Below are 21,218 nucleotides of genomic sequence, written 5' to 3' on the forward strand. Positions count from 1 at the left end.
ATACTCGCCATACAGATAGGTAAAGTCGGGCTTTTGTTGACGTTCGATTGCAGCCACCGCGCGGTCGACGACATCTTGGGGCGGATCGATCCCAATCGATTTTGCCTGATGCATCGCGACCAATGCGGCGCCGCCAACAAAGCTGATCGAGCTGGATGTAGGACGTTTGGCTTGATAACGAAAATCGTAATACCCCCAACCGCCATCGACCGACTCGAATCGCCGCAGCATATCGTACTGCTGTTGTATCAAAGAACGAATCTGAGCGATTTTTTCCGAATCATCCGCATGTCGATTGTGCAGATGAACCAGGGCTTCGATCGAATACAGATGCCCCCACACGTTGTAGATCGCGGTACCGTCAGCGCGACGCAGTCTTGGCAGATACTCGACTAACCACGCTTCTCCTTTTTCGATCGCGGCCTGCGCTGCTTCGTCGTCCTCATCAGCGCATTCGATTAGCGCCGACAGACACAACGACGTGGTTGCGGTGCGAAACGCATGATGGGCGCCTGGGACGGGAGCGTAGATATTCAGATCTTTGGTATTCGTGGGCGAGCCCCACGAACCATTTGGGTTTTGGTCAGCCACCAAAAAGCCGATACCTCGATGAATCGCTTGCTCGATCGCTTCGGAATGGGGAGCATCCACGTTGGGCAGCACCGGAGGCTTGCTAAAGTCAAGCTCTTGCAACCGCGTCGGTGACGGTTCGACCTGCGCGGCCTCTTGCGCCATCACAGACGCACTGGTTGCGATCGCGGTGGCGACCAACACTACGGCTTGGAACCAATCACTTGCCCCGCTCATTCCTGGTCCACCTTTTCGAATTCGATGCTGCAGGTCATCCCAGGCATCAACTCTGCATTTTCGACTTTGCCCTTGACCTTCACGACGCACTCAATTTTGTTAGCGGCATAAGGCACTTTGCCGATCGACTCAATGGAAACGGGGATCTTTAGTTCAGGAAACGCTTTGGGAATCGCCGTCCCTTTCATTCCGACATGAACTTTGCTCCGCTGTTCCTCGCTGAGGTCGGCGCTGATCCGCAAACGTTCTGGTTGAACGATCGTCGCCAAGACCTGCCGCGGTGTGACTTTCGACTTCACATCCAAACTGCTGGCTTTGTCGCCCAGTTTCCCGCGAGTCAATTTGCCATGATAGACCAGCCCATCGCTCGGTGAGGTCAACACCAAACCTCGTCGCTCGGCTTGCAACTGTTTAAAGTCGGCTTGCTGTTTTTCGAGTTCTGTTTTCTGTCGGCGTCGCTCGATGTCTCGCTTGACACGAGCGGCTTTCAGATCTTGGACGGTTTTGGCAAACGCCAATTCTGCTCGGGCGAGAGTCGCTTCCTGTTTTTCTTGTTGACTTGGAATCGATTGCGTGAGCGTGCGTTCGGTTCGTGTTTTGGTCAATTCCAGGTTGTACTTTGCTTGCTCCACAGCGCGGCGTGCACGCTTGAGCACGATCTCTTCGGACTCTTCGGTCAAGTCATCCTCTTGGTACATTTTCTCGAGCTGGTTCAGCTCTTCTTCGACATACTCGAGTGATTCTCGTGAACGCTTTAGCTGTACCTCGGCCGACATAATTTGCTGCTGGCGATCGACATCGACAAAATTGTCATAAGCTTGCCGCGCTTCTTTGCGTGCTAATTCCGCAGCTTTGCGATCAAGTTCTTGTTGTTCACGAAATTGCTCATCACTAAAGACGGCCTCTTCAAACGCCAACTTAGCAAGTGCAACATCGAATTCCATCTTCCTAATTTTTTCATCGATTTCCTTGGTCTCGAACCAGACCACCGCGGCCCCTTTTTTCACATTTTTTCCATGTGGCAAGATTCGCTTGATGACGTACGAATCGATTTGCTCTGAGTCAGCCGCGATCTCATGACTCGACAACGACTCAAAAACGCCATCAATCTTGACAGCCGTCTCCTCTTGTTTGGATTCGTCGGTCGTTTTTTTCTCCGCCTCGTCTGCCATCGTTGGCAACACGGCAAACAATGACAGGGCTATCGCGGCAAGACAGTGCAAGGGCTCGGTGCGCATCAAGAATTCTCGAGAAGTGGAGGACGATGGAGCGGTTTTCTCTATCTTGATTGACACGTGGGCCCATGTCCACCTGAACACAACTCACCAACACACAAAACGCAGGTGGCTTGGTTCTGATCGAAGGCAGGGCATCGCGATCACGGTCTAAGTCAACAGACTACCCGCCGCCACTACCACGATGCAGGGGGAAATCCTTCAGCGTTCTTTCTCTCGATTCATCCCAAAACGAATCTATGATCAGCCTCGAAAGCAAAACTTTTTTGCTACAATCGCGGCGGGGCACGTTATTAATCACAATGTGGCGAGAACTCGACAAACAGAAGACGCCGGCAAACCCGTCGGTTTAGCACGCCGGACACGATGCATGCGGCGTGACGGTGTCAACAATGGCGAGTGGCTCTGGAAGTGAATACGTGGATCCCAAGAAAACGAAAAACAGTGAATCACTCACCTTCGAATTTTTTGGAACCGATTCGGAGGCTGCCAGTGTCGATGTACCTGAGCGGATCGAAGAGTTTGTGATTCGCGAAGTGCTGGGACGCGGCGGGTTTGGCACAGTATTTCTTGCCTATGACACGACGCTACAACGCGACGTGGCACTCAAAGTTCCGCATCCATCTCTGGTCTCAAAACCCACGACGGTCAATCTATATTTGCGTGAAGCCCGCGCGATCGCAAGCTTAGACCACCCCAATATCATCCCGGTCTACCGAGCAGCCAGCGCCGCGAGGATTGCCTGCTACATCGTGACGAAGCGGATTCGCGGCAGCGATTTGTCACAATGGGCAACGCAGCAGCGTCCCAGCTACGACGCGATCGCGAACCTGATCACTCAGGTCGCCGACGCGATTGCGTTTGCCCATCAACACGGCGTTGTGCATCGAGACATTAAACCCAGCAATATTTTGATCGACGAAAACGGGCATGCTTACGTTGCTGACTTTGGGTTGGCGCTACGCGATGTCGATCCGCGTGGCGGTCCCGCCTATGTGGGTACGCCTGCCTACATGAGCCCCGAACAAGCACGCGGCGAAGGACACCGTGTCGATGGGCGATCGGATCTCTATTCGCTCGGGGTTGTGATGTACGAATTGCTAACCGGCCAGCGGCCGTTTCAATCGACGGTCGAGGACGGTTTGTACGACGAGATTCTGTACAACCAACCGGTCCATCCGAGAAAGCTTGCCCCTCACATTCCCAGCGAGCTTTCTCGAATCTGTCTCAAAGCTTTATCCAAATCAATAAACGAACGCTATGCAACGGGCGAAGCCATTGCCACCGACCTCCGGCAATGGCTTGCCCGTCAAGGAAACCAGGACGGCCTTCGGCCGGAAACACGCAATGGTTCGCTGCCCCATGTTACTTCAACCATTGACAGCGGGTTGGAGAGCCCAAAAACGCCACCGTTACCACGGGTGGTTCCCAAGGGGCTGAGACCGTTTGATATACGGGATGCCGATTTCTTTTTGCAACTTTTGCCCGGCCCACGTGATCGTGATGGCGTTCCAGAAATCATCCGTTTTTGGCTCTCGAAACTCGACGCTAACACCGATACGGATCCCGTTCCGGTTGGGGTGATTTACGGTCCGAGCGGTTGTGGAAAAACGTCGCTCGTGCGAGCTGGAATCATCCCACGATTAGCTGACGATGTCATCGCGATCTATGTCCAAGCGACGGCCGAGGACACCGAACGGACGTTGCACGACCAGATCGTTTCTCGATTATCGCTGATTCGCGATCCCAACAACGCCACACAACAAGATGTCGTCCAGTCGTTTGCCACGATTCGGCGTTTACAGCGTCGCCGCGTTGTCATCTTTATCGATCAATTCGAGCAATGGTTGTTCGCCAATCCCGATGGTTCACGCGAAGCATTGGTCCAGGCACTGCGGCAATGTGATGGTGAATACTTGCAGTGCGTTCTGATGGTCCGCGACGATTTTTGGATGGGTGTCACCCGATTGATGCAAGCCCTCGACTACACCATTGCCGAAAATGTCAACGCAACGGCAGTCGATTTGTTCGACGAATCGCATGCGCGAAACGTATTGGCGTTGTTCGGTGCCGCTTACCACCGATTGCCCGAGCAAGTCGAGCAACGATCAGCCGGTCAAAACCTGTTTCTAGACCAGGCGGTACAGTACTTGGCAGCCGATGGACGAGTGATCTGTGTGCAATTGGCCTTGTTGACCGAGATGCTAAAGAACCGCCCTTGGGATCATGCCGAAGGATTGTTCGATGACGGTGGCGTTGGGCTTGGAATGCGTTTTCTAGACGAAACGTTTGATAGCGAGTTAGCTCGGCGACGGACTCGGATTCATGCCGAAGGGGCTCATCGCGTGCTCCGCGCCCTCTTACCCGAAGCCAGCTCGCGGATCAAAGGATCGGTTCGCACCAAAGAGGAACTTGCGCAAGCCGCATCGTATCGCGAGAAGAGTTCATTTCGAGAACTGCTGGCGATCCTGGACCGCGAAATGCACCTGATCACACCTACCGACCGCGTCGCAACGGACACCCTGGGCAGTGATCATCAAAGTGCGACGGAACCAAGCAGTGCGAGTGACTCGAGTGATTCCTTCGGAAAGAACACCTCCGAAAACAGGTCCGGAGGTTACCAATTGACTCATGACTTTCTGATCGCACCGATCCGGCAATGGATCGAGTATCGAAATCGTTCGACAAAACAGGGAAAGGCCCGTTTGCGATTGGAAGAATTTTCGGACCTGTATCGTGTTCGTCCCCTGCCGCAATCGCTACCAACGCTTGGCGAGTACTTGACCATATGCCGCTACACCGATTTACGTCGCTGCAATACACCGCAGCAAAACATGATGAAGGCGGCAAAGGTGCGACACCTGACCAACGTAGCGACATGGTCAGTTGCCGTTATGGTGATGCTGGTCGGCATGTTCTCGGGTTACCGGTTGTTGCAGAACCACAATCAGAAGAACGCGAGTCGTATGGCGATCGAACGGTTGCTCGATGCCAAAATGAACGACGCCGTTCTATTGGCGACGTCGCTACATGATTCCGATTTCGCAACCGAGGAAGCCACTCGTTTGATCAACGACGAAGATGCGATGATCTCTGATCGAGTCCGTGGTGCACTCGTACTCGCCGACTCGAATCCCAAAGCCACCGACCTGCTCGCCCGATACGTGCTCGAAGCTCCGGTGGACGAGGTGGTCACCATCGCTAAAAAATTTGTCCATACAACCTCCATCGGCGACCCATTTTTCTCTGATTTGTGGTCCGCGCAACGCGCGTCGAGAGACAGATTGATTCGCGCTGCGTGCATGTTGGCCAATGATCCGGCACGACAAAATCAGTTGCAAAACCAAGTCGATTTGACTCGGTTGATGAAGCTCTTGTTAAACGAAAATCCGTTGTGGATTCAACGTTGGGGCGATGCCTTCCATCCGATCGGGAATGACTTGGTCCCGTTGTTGGACAAGCATCTAAAAGACCGAACTCGAAAACAGGAATCGGTCAACGCGGCGAATCTAATGGTGGCATTTGCCGCGGACGATTTGCCCAGGCTGGTGACTCACCTACCGCACGCATTTCCATCCGAATTGGTTGCCTACACTGACGCAATCGCAAGGTACGGCGACGTTGGACGTCATGCTGTCGAGGCACAGTGGCGAATGGAAGTCGCCGAGCATCCTCCTGCGATTGATGTCGCTCAGCCGTGGGGGTCGCCATGGTGGTGTGTCGGCAAACGCGAATCAATCTCTGGACTTGCCCCGCGAGAATTAAACCAATCCTTGACCGCTCGACTTCGTGTGAGTGAAGTGGCCATCGGATTGCACGCGATCATGCTACACAAGGTTGCCGAGACCGATGTTCAATCCATCCTTCACGAACTTGCCGAGGCTGATTACCGAATCGCAGAATTGGTGCCCTATCAGATAGGGACAAAACGTTTCTGGGCAGTGTTGACGCTACGTGATGGAGCCGAGTCTCGATTCTGCATCGACGCCACTGCGGATGAACTTCGTCAACAAAATCTTGATCACCGAGCCGATCGTTATTTTCCAGACACACTACACGTCTATCGTCAGGACGACTCGGAAAAATACAGCTGTGTTTGGATCCGTGTCCCTGATGATTCGGCATTGTTGGACGCCGATTTATATGTCGACGTTCACCACGACCTTCATCACGAAAACGGCTGGGGACCGCTGGTGGAACGTGGGATTGAAATTCCACGCACGAATCTGACATTGCAAAAAAACGACGGCGAAGACTACTTTTCCTCGATTCGTTGGAAAGTCGAAGGCTCGATCGATTTTCACGAAGCATGGCACCAGAGTCGCCAAATGTGCAACGACCTAAACCACTATGGCCGAGGCAACACGTTGGTGTCGCAGCAATTCGACGACCGATTGTTCAGTAATTCCCAGCGAGACATCACTGCGGTGTGGTGGTCCGAATTACCGGTTGAAGTGCACAAAATCGATCCGCAACCCCGACGCGAACATTTGCGTCAAACACGCGCTGCGATGGCCCAAGGTTACTATCCGATATCACTCGGAATCGCCCAGACGGGCGACGAATCGACGCCGCAGTTTGGATCGCTTTGGTGGCGTCCGCAAACCCCATATTCCGAGCAAGTTGAAAGGTGTAATCGACTACAAAACCTGTTGGCTGCAATGTTTCGATTGGGCGATCAGCAACAAATGGCTACGGCAATGCAGGCCGATTTTTCCGCAGCGACTCGCGGGGCCATGATCGAATCGTTCGCAGCGTTTGATTTGTCGGCAGATTGGCTAATTAACCATCTCGAAAACATTGACCAAGACGTCATGTTGCGTCGTAGCTGTGCGATGGCATTAGCCATCTATCCCACCGACTCCATTTCCGAATCGCATCGCGAAAAAGTGATTTCCCGACTTTCGCATTGGTATACAGAGAGCCCCGACCCAGGTCTGCGTTCAGCGGTCCAGGCGATTGCAACCGCATGGGGTGTCACGCTCGACCTTCCGCCGATGTCGGAATTTGCGGGCGAATTCCGCACTACGGCGGGCGATCGCATGGTCGTGATCCAACCCGATGACCTGATTTGGGTCGGATCGCCAGCGACCGAACCTGGACGTGATGGAAGCAAAGAACCTCAGACTCCGTTCCAGCTTGATTATCCGTACGCCATCGCCACCCAGGAAGTGACAACGGCCCAATTTCGGCAATTTCGTCAAGAACACAATTTCGCGCCTCGCTACACTCCCAGCGCGGATTGCCCCGTGATTGGAGTCAACTGGTTCGATGCCGCAAAATATTGTCGTTGGCTCAGCGAGCAAGAAGGGATCCCCGAATCACAAATGTGTTATCCGCCGATCGATGAGATAGAACCGGGAATGCAGCTTGCCTACGACTATCACAAACGCATCGGTTACCGATTGCCCACCGAAATCGAATGGGAATTTGCCTGTCGGGGCGGTTCAAGTCGCGGGCGTTGGTTCGGATTCGACCCGACTCGTTTGCACTGGCATGCATGGACCGCCGAAAATTCGAGTTTCGAAATGCATCCAACCGCCCATTTGCTACCGAACGATTACGGGCTGTTCGATATGCTGGGAAATGCGATGGAGTGGTGCCACGCCGCGCATGCCCCCTACCCAACATTTCCTCATGCACCGGTGCCAGACCCCGCAACCTCTCTGACAACGATCGACCAAGAGACCCGCATGGCAACTCGCGGCGGCGCAAACCTGTACCAACCACTCGACGCACGCGCGGCGCAGCGAAATTGGCATGCGGCATTTCTCAATCGAGTCTACTTGTCATTCCGAATCGCTCGCACGATGCCAAACGAAAATCGCTAAGTTAGATTTTTGAAAAATCGTCGATTTTGTCATCGATTCAGCGTTCGGCAATACATCTCATCAAATCAGGGAATACAATGGCCCAACGCGAGGGGCCAAGAAATATCAACATGATCATCCTTCCCTTTTGACAACAAACCAAACTATGGATCGAGAACGCTATAGACAATTGCTGTTGGCCGGAACCGTCACGTTCCCAGCAACCCTTCCTCGCGTGGCCGAGTTGTCATTGCAATCGATCGAGCAACTGCCTGTGGCGGAAGTCGGCGGCGTCGATCCCGGCAGCAAGTGGTTACGGGCTACCGAACGTCCTTCGCCACGTGTAACGCTCATTCGTAGCATTTTGGTGACGGAAGTACGTGCCGTGTTTTTACCTCAAAACCCTGCAAATTTCGATTGGGATCAAGGGACATGGCTGCTCGAATCCGAAGTGTTACCCGGGTTACAGATGCAGCTCAATGATGCCCCTCGCGTGCTCGGCGTCCTGTACGTGCCCGAGTTCAGCCCAACTCTGTTGGAAGTCCATACCGGAATGACCGCCGCCGAGAGTGCGCAGTATTATCCGCCCCTTCCCTGTGATCGCTCGCGAGACCATTACCAGGCCGGAGGCACGAAACTAGCCTCTTTAACGGCTCAGGCTCAAACCGGTGCAAGCGGATTGTTTACGACACGACAGGAACATGAAACTCCCTGTGATTCCTATATTCGTTCGGCCGGGATGGTGGCAGACGAGGAACTTTACGATCCGCACCTTGCTGATGTTGCGTCGTTGCGATCTTTATCTCATTCCCAATGCGACGATGGTTTTCTAGACCGTAGCAGTGGATCGTTGTCGCAGTGTGACGATGGATTCTTGGACCGTGTCGATGGACCATCATCGTCATGAATCAGGGTTGTGCCCTGCCCACCGTTGACGTGCTGATGCTGTGTCGCCCGCACAGCGAACCGCAACCGGTTGTGGTCGATGCAATTCACCGCCAAAACGATGTCAACGTGCGATTACATATCGCAACGGGGTGGCCCCACAGCGCCGATCGAAATCGCTGGCAAACCATCGCACGGGCGCGCAATCGGATCAAACAGCGTGCCGCCGCCGATTGGGTGATGTTCGTCGACGATGACGTGCTGCTTGATCCGCAATGTATTGCCACGCTTGTTCATCGGCTGAAATGCTCACCGACGCTTGGTGCAGTTGCCGCCGATTACGACCTTGAAAATCAAACCAGCACCAATGCCGGCCACGTCGGAATGGGCGCCTGCTTGTTTCGTGGCGAAGTGCTCGAGACGATTCAATTTCGATCTACCGCAAACCAATGTGAATGCGCGTGTTGCTGCGAAGACCTTCGGCAACAAGGCATCGGCATTACTTATTGCGGGATCGCAAAAGCGACTCACTTAGGTAAAACGCCCCATGATGCAACTGTGGTAGGGAGGCAGGCTCGAAACCATGCTCCGCTCACCCATTCTTCCTACGTACTCGCCGCGTTTGATCGTCGTGATCTTCAGCGGTTTGAACATCAGTTTTTGCGATCGTTACGAACCTGGGGAAACGCCTGCCCCGTCATTGCAGTCACCTACGGTTTGTACCCGTCTGAAATCAGACGTTTAACCCAGTTATCAAATGTCCATGTGGTGGCTCGCCCCAGCAACGGCACGATGGTCCCGGTCCGGCGGCTTCACGAATTTGCCGAGATCACGGGGCGTTTGCCTGCCGAGGCGGCCGTCGCTTATTGGGACGTTTCAGACGTCGTTTTTCAAACTCAACTCGACACACTTTGGCAATCGGTGGCAATCCGGCCCGATGTGGTCCATGCAGTGATCGAACCGAAGGGCTATCCCGACAACGCCGTGATCCCCGCGTGGTCGTTGTCAATCCACGATCCTGGGCACCGCCGGAATGCTTTCGAGTTGTTAAAACGCAACCCATTTTTGAATAGTGGATTTGCTGCGGGAACTGCGGCAACACTCCATCGCTATTTTTCCGCAGCCGACCGCATGCGGACAGGTCCCGAGCTTGCAGGAACCACCGATTGGGGTGACCAAATGGGCTTAAATCTGTACTGTCACCAACAACCGCATCGCTGGCATGCCGCCGACGAAGGTTGGAACTACTGCGTGCATGATCGTAGCGTTGGTGAAGTTGCGGTGTCACCTGAGGGATTGGTGATCAGCCGTCGCACTGGCAAGATTCCGGTCGTACACGGCAATGCCCGCTCGCTACGTCAGTTTGCAATTTCGGTTCATCATTAGAAGCGAGGATCTATCGTGAATCTATTCATGATCTCACTGCCCGATGATCCGCGTCGCCGTCAATCAGGTTTAAGCAAAATCCAGCCGCTCAATTTGCCGTTTGAGGTTGTCGATGGAGTCGAAGCGGCCAAATGGCGAACCGATCAATTGCCGGTATCGGCCAAAACGCTGCGTGAGATGCGAGTCGGCGAGATCGGTTGTTATCTCGCTCATTTGCGTGCCTTGCGCCGGGTGGTTGATTATCGATTGCCGTGGGCGTGCATCCTCGAAGACGATTTTTGTTTCGAGGCAGATCCCGATTTTGGACTCGTCGAAATCGAAAGGTCGCTTCCTCGGGAATTTGACTATATTCATTTGCAACGCAACATTGGGCAAAATAGCAAATTCGCCGTCGTGGAAAACCACGGCCCATATAACCGTGTTTGCGAAACGCCGCTGGGGACGGTCGGCTACCTGATCTCGTATCGACTGGCAAACTACATTCTCCGGACGCACTCGCAATGCGAACAACCGATTGACCATCTGTATGCCAAGCTTTCCCATCGGGGATTGTTTTACGCGACTGTCAAACCACTGGTGGGTGTCCAATTGGGGCTCGATTCTGCGATCAATCCGTGACTTCGTCGGTCGTGGCCGATTCCGCAGTTCCCAGCATCCAGCCAATTGCGAATCCAATCGCACTGCAAATCGTTCCCGCCAATTCGTGAGGCAGCGGCATTCCGTAGGCTTCTAGCCAGGGTTCGAAGAAGACCTCCCATCCCAATAACATGTGCAGCGACCACACCGTGATGCCGAACAACATCGCAAGCTTCGCAGCGAGCGACGGGATATTGTCGAATCTCAATCCGATCAAAAATGGCACCACCAAACTGACGAGCGCCATCGAGTAGGATCCTTGAACTAGCTCGTAGGCACCTTCCCCACGATACGCTAACCAAGCCGAAGCGGCGGTCACCAACACAATCGCTCCCCGCTGCAATTGAAGTAGTCCGTGCTGGGTCGGAGGATTCGAGCTTGCTTTGCGCCATAAAGGTTCGACTAGGTTATGGGCCATTACCGCTGAAGGCGCCATCACCGCACTGACAATTGTCGATAGTACTGCCGAGACAATCGCTAGAAAGAACACCAGCAACAGCACCGGATTGAGTAGCTTGCTGGCGACGAGAATGACCACGCCATCCAAGTCGCCTTCGGCACGCGGCAATAACAAGTGGGCTGCCATTCCCGTGCCCACCGGCAAAACCCCCATCAGCAAGTAGCCTGCGCTAGCCCACAAACAGGCTCGCGCGGCCACCTTGTCACTTTTTGCCGAAAAAATTCGCTGCATCAAATCCTGCATCGGCAAATTCCCCAACGCTCCGATCGCCAACGCACTAATGGCGACCATCGTGTCCCGCCAAAACGTCGGCGGGTCGGCGATCCGCCAACGTGATTCGTCAATTTCCGTTTGCATCACCGAAACCCCTTCGATGATCGAACCGTCGCCAAGATGTGCCAAAATCGCGTGTCCGAGCAACAACAACCCGAGCAAGATAAACGACATCTGAATCGCGTCGGTCCACGTGATCGTCCACATCCCGCCAAGCAATGTATAGCCCGTCCCGATCGTGGCCACCGCGACGATGCCCCATTCTCGAGGAATTCCGAAGAACACTTCGAGCAATTGCGCGAGTGCAAAAAACTGGGCGGCAACCCAGCCAAAATAACTGGGCACGATGATCAGCGACGACATGATCTCGGCCGTTTTTCCAAAGCGGCGAAAGAAGAAGTCGGGAACCGTCAAAATTCCCATCCGCCACATCGGAGCCGCGACAAACAAACCGGCTAAAAGCAAACAGCCAGCGATCCCGATCGGATCGAGCATCGCTTTACGGAGCCCTTCATTGCCTACTTCGTCAGCGGTCGTCATCAGCGACTCGGCACCAAACCACGTCGCGATAATTGTGACTGTGGCCAAGGACGTGGGCAATCGGCGGCCGGCGAGTACAAAATCCTCAACGTTGCGAACGCGGCGTTGGGCGATAAAGCCTACCACGTACATGGCGATCAGATAAACGATCAAGGCACCCAAAAACAGAGAGTACATCCCCGAGGGCAGCGCAGAGGATTCAGGCATAGGCGTAGGAAGGTGAAAGGATCCCAGGACCGGCTCAAATTTGTCGCGACATATTAGCGAAATCTATCTCGCTGCCGACCCCAAAAACTCCAGAAAACGACGAAAGATTTCTTCCCAGGCAATCGCTCCACCGCATCGGCGATTTCGGGGACCATGATGCCCTCAATTCTATTCATACGAGGCTGGATTTCGGTTGCGAAATCCCTGCAGATTGCCGCGAAAAAGACTCTGCCAACCATCGCGGCAAAAAGGATGCCCGCTGCGGAACCGAATCGGCGAGAGCTTGGGACCAGGATCGATCTGATCCCTAAACCGAACTTCGAATTGGGCGCCGAAACGGTTCGATCGCCGCGAGTCGCGTTGTCGCGTTGTCGTACCCCATGCCGAAGCACGGACTTACTTATTCACGTCTCAAAATGGCGTCGAGGTCATTGCGTTCACTGAACTCGCGAAGGTCCGCCACAAAATCATCGACCGACACATGATGGCGAATCGGTCTGTGCTGCAACGGGTGCACGACAATTTTGTGATAGCTATGTTCAACAAAATGAGTTCGGTCGGCAGTGAACATCCCGCGGGCGTGACGAATCGACCGTAGCAGTGGCAATGTGTGCAGCGGGACCAATTTCGCTCCCCCCTCGTCCTCTGACTCTTCAACCGACACGAACTTTGATCCGTTTCGATCAAAACAGACAAGACAACGTGCCATCGAGTCAGGAAATACGACGCTGTACTTGTGATCTTTCCCCATCGACATCCATCCATCATCTCGATCCGCTGAGGGTTCAGGAACGAGTGGCGATGCGAGAACACCGGTTCCATCGGCGGTCCGCCACCAACGAACCAGCATCGTGTGATTTCGATTCACGATCGCCTGCATGTCGCGACGCAGCAGTGACGCTGGTTCGACCGAGAAACCTTGCTCGTTGACCGTCCCCATCGCGGTTCCATCACAAAAGAACAGCGAAGCCGGCTTCCACTCCATATCGATCGTCCCAAGCTCAAACGTATGGACGGTCGGCGGTGACGCCGAGGCACGAAAATCAATGCATACAATGTCAAGCGACTGTGATGGATTGAAGGAAAAAATCGCGAACGCCAGCGTCGAGTCGCGGTCACATTGTGTTTCCAATAACAGGACTTGGCGTTCATCAGCGACTTCGTTTTCTAGTTGCCACACAAACCCGTCGGATTGCACATCCCACAAGCCAATCGTTTTTCCATCATCTGATGACACCAACGCATACACTTTATTTCCAGAAAATCGAAATGCGTTGGCGTTGTGCGGAAGTGCGAGATCCGAAACGAGCTGTACTTGGTCCTCAGCGAGATGATATGTCGCGATCCTTTGCGAGCTGTCTCTGTGATCCCAAGCAACGGCGATCTGATTTCCGTCGGCGGAAATCGTAGCGGCCGTAACTTCAGGCCTTGCCCTGCGAATGTCCTCAGGCGCACTCAAAGTCAATACTCGTCGTCGTGCTGTGTTGATCCAAACTCCCTGCCCCTCTCTTGAAAACGCAGCCAACGTGGCAGCATCGGAACTCAAGACCATTTTTTCGGCACGGATCGGCACTTCAAACGTCAAAACGCGTGGCGTCACGCTTCCATGAAACGCGACTAAGGCAAGATGATGATACAGGAACCCCCGAAAATCCTCGTGTACCGCCGAAAGCGAACGTTCCATCTCGTCCCACTTCGAAACGTTCATTGATGCAATGGCGGCGTCGATCGCTTCGCGGCTCTCATTGGCAGCGACCTGTCTTGTAAAGTTTTGCAGTCGTGATTGCTCGGCATTCGATTGCTCGTTGAGCGACTGTAACTGAATATTGGCAGCTTTGGTTTTTGCAATCGACATTTGCAACGCATGCATTTTTTGATTGGCATCCTCTTCGAGTTTTTTTGACTTTTCAATCAGTGCCACTCGTTCCAACTGAGTCGTTTCCGCATCGTTTCGCAGCTGGATTGCGAGCGATTCGGCCTGTTGAACCGCCGCTTGCCGCCGGCGCAGTGTATCGATCAAGGCAGTCAGTTTTTCTTCGCTCTGGCGCAGCGAAGTGGACTCTGCGATCAGCTGAGCTTCGCTTTGAATCAGCCGCTTGCTTTGGATGTTGGCGGATCGCCAATTAGCAGTCACCAGCAAGATCGCCGACACCAACACCGATACAAAAACACCACACAACCCCCGCATCATCGGATTGCGTTTTCCCCACAATCGCCATCGTTCCCAAAAGCTAGATGTTTTGGCCACCAATGGACGGTTCTCTAAATAACGACTTAAGTCCTCGGCAAACGCTGCGGCAGATTCATAGCGATGGCTTGGGTCGCGGCAAGTTGCCTTGTCGACAATGGACTGCATCCGTGAATTACGATAGAACCCCAGCGAGACGAGCGACGGTGGACCGCGATGGACGACCGCGTCCAAAATCGCAGCGGGCGGCCCGTCAAACGGACAACGCCCCGTCAACCGATCCATCAACAACATCCCCATCGAGTAAACGTCCGCTGAAACGCTGGCAGGTGATCGTCCCGATGCACACTCGGGCGCCATGTACGCGGGAGTTCCATTGATTTCGATTGGACGCGAAACCGCTTCGCTTTCACCCACCGCAGTGTCGCGATCCAATAGCGGCCGAGCGCTACCGAAATCACAAAGGTACGGTTCGCCATCCAAATCGACCAACACATTCTCGGGCTTGATGTCGCCATGAGCCCAACCCTGTTCGTGGATGTAGTCAACTGCCAACGCCAATTTGCGGACCCGTTCCACTTGATCACGCTCGCCTTTGCGAGTCACATCGGATGTCCAATCACCACCATGAACTGCCTGTTGAACCAACCCCATTGCCGCACGTGTCTCGAAAAAATCATACGCGGCGACAATGCTCGGATGTCGCAACCGACACGCCAAATCAACTTCGTGACGTGCTCGCCGCCGGGTATCGACATCGCCCTGGACACTCGTAGCAGCCGAGTCCGCGTGAGACGTCCGAAACGGAATCAGCTTGATCGCGACTTCGCGTTGCAGTTCTTGATCGGTTGCCAAGACGACATGCCCGATTCGCCCCGTTCCCAATTTGCGATTAAATTTAAATCGCGATGGCAGTTCGATCTTTGTAACGGTGCTCACGGCGCCACCTCTGCATTCGGCTTGTCCACGAGATCGGACATCGTTCCGGGAACGACATCATGCAAGTCAATGAATTCGATCGAAGTAGGGTTTTTGCGAAACAAATAGCGAGCCTCCGCAGTCAACTGCATCGATTGAGGATTTTGAACATGCTGGAGCGATGCAACTGCATGAAAATTGTCTTGGCCGATTTCACCAAACATCAACTGCCCTGCATCGGCATAACAGGTGATCCAGCGGAACTGCGGTGGGGCCGGATCGACAGCGACTTCGGATCTCCAGAGCAATGGGCCTCGCAAACTACTAATGGTCGCGGAATCACGAACCAAAACGCTGTTGCCAACACGGTTGCGGGTGCTGCTTTGCAAGACGTCTTCGTCCCATGGTTCGGAAATCTCCGCTGGGATCATCCAAGTTGTTCGTAAGTTTTCGGGGGTTGTAGGGCTCGCCGTCGCCCTGACGGTCCTTCGATCGATCGCCCCTCCGTTCACTGCCCACCACTGATTACTGGTGACATAGACTTGGGTGGGCAGGATTTTATTAGCATCCATGCTAGAGATCGGAACCATGACCGTCATGATCTCACGGGTCGGACGTTTGATGGGCAATCCAGGACGCGGTGGGGGGCGGAGTCCGATTTGGTAATTGGCCATGATGGCAACGTGGTGGGTTCCCGACTCGGAATAGACGTCACCCATCGCGGGTGCCCGGATCAATTCGACCTCCGCAGAGAACCATTTCTGAGCTCGTTCATTGAGATAGCGCTTTAGTGCAGCGTTGACATAGGTGTCTTTCTGTCGATCCCAGATCACGCCGGTAGGGTCACCGTTCATGCGTATCAAGCGGTATGGTTCAAACCATTCCGCCGCATGACGCTCAATCAATTGTTCGACCAATCGATGCTTTTCCTCGGATCGCCTGAGACGTTGCAATCGCGCCGCTGAGCGATAAAGTTGCGGTTTACTTGACCGCGAGTACCACTTTGCTTGCGAAGCGGCAGCGATGGCGTAGACAGCCCCATGCCGTGGATGCACGATCGTCTGATGGAGCTGCCAAATCGATTGCGTCGGCGCGGCAACCGAATACAATAATGTTTCAAACGGTTCCTTGTTGACCACCGTGCTCCAGTGTGGCGTTTGTACGCCTGCGCCAAAGCTGATCGAATTGTGTTGTTCGCTGAAGCAAACATTGTGGACCGATCCAATCACTCCGATGTCTGACGCGGTAGCGGTTGCGAGATCGATTATCAACAGCTTGGTTGCGGTTTTCGATCCGCTGCGAAACAACAGAAATTTGTCAGGCGAATCAGTTTCAGCCCATTGCCATTCCGGCGTCTCGAAACCACTACCGAACCGGGACAAGTCGATCGAGCGAACCTGAATCGCCCGCTGCTGACTTTCCACAAGCGCAGTTAAAACATGCGTCTCCCAGCCATGCAGTGACTCGGGTATATCCTGCAAAGACTGCTTCGCTTCGTCAAAGTTTTCCGACTCGATCGATTGACGCACGCGTCGCAAACGCTCTTTCAACAATTTGTCTGCTTCACTTTGCAACCGCATCTCTACTAGCGTCTGTTTGGTTTCTGATACGGTGGATGCGGTACCTGCGATCTCTTGGTGCAGTTCGGCGATCTTCGCTTCTTCGGCTTTGAGCGATTCGGTGGTTTCGATCACCAAGGCCGTGTTTCGCTGTGTTTGCTCAATCGCTTGTTTCAATTTCACCGATTCGATGTCAAAGGCAGCTCGTTGCTTTTCGGCCATGGTTTTGGCCGCTTGTGCCTGTCGTGTCGCCGCTTCGATCTCGCTCAATCGCTGCTGTAAATCGAGTTGCACTTGCTGACGTTGTTGCACAAGAATTGCAGCATCCTTTTCACGCCGAGTCGCTTCGTTCATTGCCCGTCGTGCTGATAACCAACCGATGCTGCTGATGAGAACGCCGGTTATCAATACCATCGCGACAGCGGCGGAGAATTTTGCTTCGGCAGGATGGCGATGGCACCACCGGGTGATGCGTTCGCGTACCGAAATCGGTCTCGCCCGTACCGGCAAACCCGCTAGAAACAGCTGCAAGTCGTGAGCGAAATCGCCGCAAGTCGAGTAGCGTTTCGCGGGTTCATAAGCCATCGCACGCTGACATATCGCAACCAGATTCACATCGGCTTGTGGATTCAGCTGCAAAATCGGCGTCGGTGCACTGTGGATCGCCATCTGCAATACCGCCGCAGCATTCCCCACGAACGGCGATTGCCCAGTTAGTAAAAAGTACAAACAAGCGGCAAGCGAATATTGGTCCGTCGCCGGACCGATCGCGGCAAGGTCGCCTCGCGCCTGCTCAGGCGGCATATAGGCGGGCGTTCCCAACACTGAACCATCGACCGTCAATGCCGAATCGAAGTCGAGCCGCTTGGCCAAACCGAAGTCCAATAATTGAGGCTCGCTTTTGGTATCGATGATAATATTGAGTGGCTTGACATCGCGATGCACAATATCATGCCGGTGCGCATAGTCCAGTGCCAACGCAAGCTTACGGATGCAATCCGCGGCCTCGCACTGAGTCGGTGATTTGGTTACTGCAAATTCCTCCAACGTCGGCCCCTGGACATATTCCGTGGCGATAAAGTGTTGCCCTTCGACACGACCGGCGTTCAGTACTGCGACGATATTGGGATGACGTAGCGCTGCCGCCGCTCGCGCCTCGGTCAGAAACCGCGCAGCTCGTTTTTGATCCCTGGCCTCAAAATGCATCAATTTGACCGCGACACTCCGCGACGTGTGCGTGTCGCTGCAAAGCCAGACCGTGCCAAACGCCCCCTCACCGATCACACGGCGTAGCTGATAGCGCCCGAGTCGTGTCGATGAATCCGTCCGCGGCTCGGACGAGAACGATGGCCGCCGTGCCCCCTCCGGCCGGTTTTCAGTTGACGAGCTCGCAGGGGACGTTTTCGAAGGTTGCGTCAAAACCGCAGAGAGGTTATCGCCGGCGGCAGCAGGACGCGCCCGATTGGCATAAAACGACCGGCGACAGGTCGGACACCCTACTTTTTTCCCTAACAACGAGGCGTCAATCAGCGAGAACGTTTCGCAGGACGGGCATTCGGTTTGAAGCTCGATCGCCAATGCATCGCCTCGACTACGGTGAAAAGTGCCGTCTTTCGCTCGCATACAAAGTCACGGCGAACGTGAATTTGACGGAACGGGGTGAATTCGATTGATCTTCTTTCCCAAGATCTAATAAAGGAAATGATTCAATGCCCCATTTGCCCCACGCCGCTGCCGCGGAGGGGTAAACTAGTATCATCGTAGTCTAACGGAGGCACCACGCGTGTGCACGATTTGAGCCTGCTGTTCCCCTTTTCTATGTGACGATCCGCCATGCCTGTGTGTCCAAAGTGCAAACGCTGGATCGAGCTGGGGCAAAGGTGTGTTCAGTGCGGAACGGTCGATGCACAGATGACGGCGATTGATCTTCGAATCACAGACGGCCCAAGTTCAACGAACCACTCCACCGCTGAACTGCTTTCGCCCGAGCGCCGAGTTCCGACTCCGATGCTAATCGCGCTGGATGATGATAGTGAAACCGAAGGCGAAGTGTTGAGGTTACGAAAAACGGAAACCACGCTGGGCCGACGGCATGCAGATTGGTGTTTTGCCAACGACGCTGACATTTCGTCGCTGCATGCGAAAATCCTGCGAACGGGTGATGATCACGGTGGCTGCGTTTGGCAATTGGTCGACCAACAGAGCACCAATGGCACCTATGTCCGCAAAACGAGCATTCCGCTTACTGCCGAGGATTCGTTCATGATCGGCGGTTTGGGATTCCGCTGGGAACGCTCGCAGGGAACATCGCCGCAATTTCAGATGACCGAAATTGGCGGCTCCTCGCACGCCATCCCCATCAATTCCGGAAATCGCTTGCGGATTGGCCGTGACGAAACCTCGGCAGAGATCCATTTGGACCATCGCACGATCGATCCGATCCATGCGGCACTTCGTGAAACCAGTCGTGGCTGGCTTCTCGAGGATCAACACAGTCGTAACGGAATCTGGCATCGAGTCACCTCGTTCACGCTGTGTTCGGGATCCACCTTCATCCTCGGAGAACAACGTTTTGTTTTCCGATTGCCCAATGACGCTGCTGGCAGTTTTCGTCAACGAGGGATGATGCCATGACTCGTCATCAAGATTCGACATGGACGATCGGCAGCGATCGCAATTGCAGCGTGGTGGTGATGGATGCGGACGTCAAACCACTGCACTGCGAACTTCGCTATAAAGATGGCGTTTTCACGGTGCTACCACGTCAAGGTCGTGTGGGGATCGCCAATCCGCGATCTGAAATTCATTTCACGAATCAGCCACGACGAATCGTTGCCACCGATCGCGTGTATTTGACGAAGGAACTTCCCTTGCCGTGGCCCAGTGAACAAGACGCTGCAGCCGTGTTGACCGTCGGACGGGCGTCCGATTGCGATCTAAGACTCGATTACCCCGAAGTTTCCGGACGACATGCAACCTTGATCATTGGCAAATGCGGGACTCGAGTGCTGCGGGACGCTCACAGCCGCAATGGATTGTATGTGGATGCAGACTTTTCAAAACGCGTGGACGCTTGCTCGTTGAATTCGAACCAAACGGTTTACTTTGGATCACGCTCGATCCATACGGAAAAATTCGATGAGGCAAAAACGGCGAGTCTCATCGAGAAAGCGAAGACTCAAAAATTATCGATGTGGCATCCCATTACCGATCCGAGTCGTCAATCCACTTGGATGCTGGCATCCGCCGGGATCATGCTAATGTTATCGGTGCTGTGGACGATCTATCTGTTATCGAGCTCATCTCCCGACACCACTCCTCTGAGCGACTCACACCGCCTTGAATCGCCGCAGGCGGTTCCGGTGCCAGACGCTAATACATCAACGGAATTCACCGCGTTGACGACGGTTGCGGAACCGGAGCCGCCACCCGCCCCAGCCGAACCCATCGTCGTGCCCCCGGCGAAGGTTCAGCCGAGCAAGCCGCCCAAGGACGCCGCGTCGGCCGCGCCCTCGGATGTCGCCGCCTGCACCTACTGGGTATTGATTTTCAACAACGAAACGAATACCTATTTTCGGCTCGGCACTGCAATCGCAACCGGGGATCAGCTTTTGTCTACCACCGGCTCGATCGTGCACGCCCTGACGATGATGCAACAAAAGGGATACTCGCATCCAAAAGTGGTACACCTCGATACAAAGCAAGAATACACAATTTCAAAATCTGGCGTACTTCCCGAATTTGACAAACGAGTTCAGGCCTCGGATTTGCTCCGCCAGCAATACATAACGCAAAGTGAAGCGGCGAAAACGAAGAAAGCGACGGCGGAATTGGATGATGCCTCACTCCAGCGCGCCGCTCGGCTTGTGAATTTAGCGATGACCGCCGCCACTTCAGCCGATGTGGGCTGGTTGCAAATTACCAAGCCCATTCCCCATGTGTCGCTCGATCACCGTCAAACCGTACGACCGGGTTTAGCCGTGGATCTGTTGGACACGGGGTTTGATCACGAAGATCCGTTTTATGACGCAAGCGAAAAAGTGAACTTGGAATGGATTGCGTTTCGAGTTCTCGGGCAAGACCCCGAGTACGACGGAATTGCCGGCGCGATGCGAATCCAAGCAACGGCCAACGAAGTCCATGGTTTGAACCTTCTTGGTGCTCCGCTTGTTCGTGATACATCATTATTGGGGCTGGTGGTTTTTCAGTCTCCGCCCGACGAGAACTCAGCGGTTATACTCGAAGTGGTCACGACCCAAACGATCGCTGCGGCGATCGCGGCAAAATCCGCGTCTACTCCCTAGGGAATTCTGC

10 protein-coding genes and 1 pseudogene are annotated in these 21,218 nt (G+C 54.1%); 6 read left to right on the plus strand and 5 right to left on the minus strand.

Annotation, left to right across the window (positions count from 1 at the left end):
- Both RMSM_RS16410 and RMSM_RS16415 read right to left on the minus strand, forming a co-directional pair.
- A pseudogene (locus RMSM_RS16410) lies at positions 1–807 on the minus strand (hypothetical protein); the annotation flags it as partial.
- Complete coding sequence (locus RMSM_RS16415; RefSeq protein ID WP_040767456.1) at positions 804–2,045, minus strand: HlyD family secretion protein; 1,242 nt, start codon at positions 2,043–2,045, stop codon at positions 804–806. The pseudogene RMSM_RS16410 and the gene RMSM_RS16415, both read right to left, overlap by 4 nt.
- A 374-nt stretch (positions 2,046–2,419) precedes the next feature.
- On the opposite strand from RMSM_RS16415, the gene RMSM_RS37015 reads away from it, so the two are divergent.
- The 4 genes from RMSM_RS37015 (at position 2,420) to RMSM_RS16435 (ending at position 10,741) form a co-directional block, all read left to right on the plus strand.
- The gene (locus tag RMSM_RS37015; RefSeq protein WP_144057709.1) at positions 2,420–7,873 is read left to right on the plus strand and encodes a bifunctional serine/threonine-protein kinase/formylglycine-generating enzyme family protein; all 5,454 of its coding nucleotides are present in this window, start codon (positions 2,420–2,422) and stop codon (positions 7,871–7,873) included.
- A 145-nt stretch (positions 7,874–8,018) separates the two neighbouring features.
- Positions 8,019–8,759 (plus strand): hypothetical protein, encoded by a 741-nt coding sequence (locus RMSM_RS16425; RefSeq protein ID WP_008698428.1) that lies wholly within the window; start codon positions 8,019–8,021, stop codon positions 8,757–8,759.
- Entirely contained in the window at positions 8,756–10,123 is a 1,368-nt protein-coding gene (locus RMSM_RS16430; protein ID WP_008698431.1) for a glycosyltransferase, read from the plus strand. The genes RMSM_RS16425 and RMSM_RS16430 overlap by 4 nt, the downstream gene beginning before the upstream one ends.
- A gap of 15 nt (positions 10,124–10,138) precedes the next feature.
- On the plus strand, positions 10,139–10,741 hold the full coding sequence (locus tag RMSM_RS16435; protein ID WP_008698433.1) for a glycosyltransferase family 25 protein: 603 nt from the start codon (positions 10,139–10,141) through the stop codon (positions 10,739–10,741).
- On the opposite strand, the gene RMSM_RS16440 is transcribed toward RMSM_RS16435, so the two are convergent.
- The 3 genes from RMSM_RS16440 to RMSM_RS37020 form a co-directional block, all read right to left on the minus strand.
- The gene (locus tag RMSM_RS16440; RefSeq protein WP_008698435.1) at positions 10,731–12,239 is read right to left on the minus strand and encodes a high affinity choline transporter 1; all 1,509 of its coding nucleotides are present in this window, start codon (positions 12,237–12,239) and stop codon (positions 10,731–10,733) included. The two genes, RMSM_RS16435 and RMSM_RS16440, sit on opposite strands and share 11 nt — an antisense overlap.
- A 400-nt stretch (positions 12,240–12,639) precedes the next feature.
- Positions 12,640–15,366: a serine/threonine-protein kinase gene (locus tag RMSM_RS16450; RefSeq protein ID WP_008698438.1), complete on the minus strand. Its 2,727-nt coding sequence runs from the start codon at positions 15,364–15,366 to the stop codon at positions 12,640–12,642.
- The gene (locus RMSM_RS37020; RefSeq protein WP_008698441.1) at positions 15,363–18,527 is read right to left on the minus strand and encodes a serine/threonine protein kinase; all 3,165 of its coding nucleotides are present in this window, start codon (positions 18,525–18,527) and stop codon (positions 15,363–15,365) included. Before RMSM_RS37020 ends, RMSM_RS16450 begins: the two co-directional genes overlap by 4 nt.
- A 210-nt stretch (positions 18,528–18,737) precedes the next feature.
- Here RMSM_RS37020 and RMSM_RS16460 point away from each other — a divergent pair, with 210 nt between their 5' ends.
- Both RMSM_RS16460 and RMSM_RS16465 read left to right on the plus strand, forming a co-directional pair.
- The gene (locus RMSM_RS16460; protein ID WP_040767459.1) at positions 18,738–19,538 is read left to right on the plus strand and encodes an FHA domain-containing protein; all 801 of its coding nucleotides are present in this window, start codon (positions 18,738–18,740) and stop codon (positions 19,536–19,538) included.
- Complete coding sequence (locus tag RMSM_RS16465) at positions 19,535–21,208, plus strand: FHA domain-containing protein (protein WP_008698445.1); 1,674 nt, start codon at positions 19,535–19,537, stop codon at positions 21,206–21,208. The genes RMSM_RS16460 and RMSM_RS16465 overlap by 4 nt, the downstream gene beginning before the upstream one ends.
- Positions 21,209–21,218 lie beyond the last annotated feature (10 nt).

Origin of the sequence: Rhodopirellula maiorica SM1, assembly GCF_000346295.1 — a bacterium.
Lineage (GTDB): Bacteria > Planctomycetota > Planctomycetia > Pirellulales > Pirellulaceae > Novipirellula > Novipirellula maiorica.

Bases quoted from the DNA above. Each gene is read 5' to 3' on its own strand.
- RMSM_RS16425 (WP_008698428.1), top strand. From the start codon at position 8,019: ATGGATCGAGAACGCTATAGACAATTGCTGTTGGCCGGAACCGTCACG.
- RMSM_RS16440 (WP_008698435.1), bottom strand. From the start codon at position 12,239: ATGCCTGAATCCTCTGCGCTGCCCTCGGGGATGTACTCTCTGTTTTTG.
- RMSM_RS16430 (WP_008698431.1), top strand. From the start codon at position 8,756: ATGAATCAGGGTTGTGCCCTGCCCACCGTTGACGTGCTGATGCTGTGT.
- RMSM_RS16465 (WP_008698445.1), top strand. From the start codon at position 19,535: ATGACTCGTCATCAAGATTCGACATGGACGATCGGCAGCGATCGCAAT.
- RMSM_RS37020 (WP_008698441.1), bottom strand. From the start codon at position 18,527: ATGCGAGCGAAAGACGGCACTTTTCACCGTAGTCGAGGCGATGCATTG.
- RMSM_RS16460 (WP_040767459.1), top strand. From the start codon at position 18,738: ATGCCTGTGTGTCCAAAGTGCAAACGCTGGATCGAGCTGGGGCAAAGG.
- RMSM_RS16415 (WP_040767456.1), bottom strand. From the start codon at position 2,045: ATGCGCACCGAGCCCTTGCACTGTCTTGCCGCGATAGCCCTGTCATTG.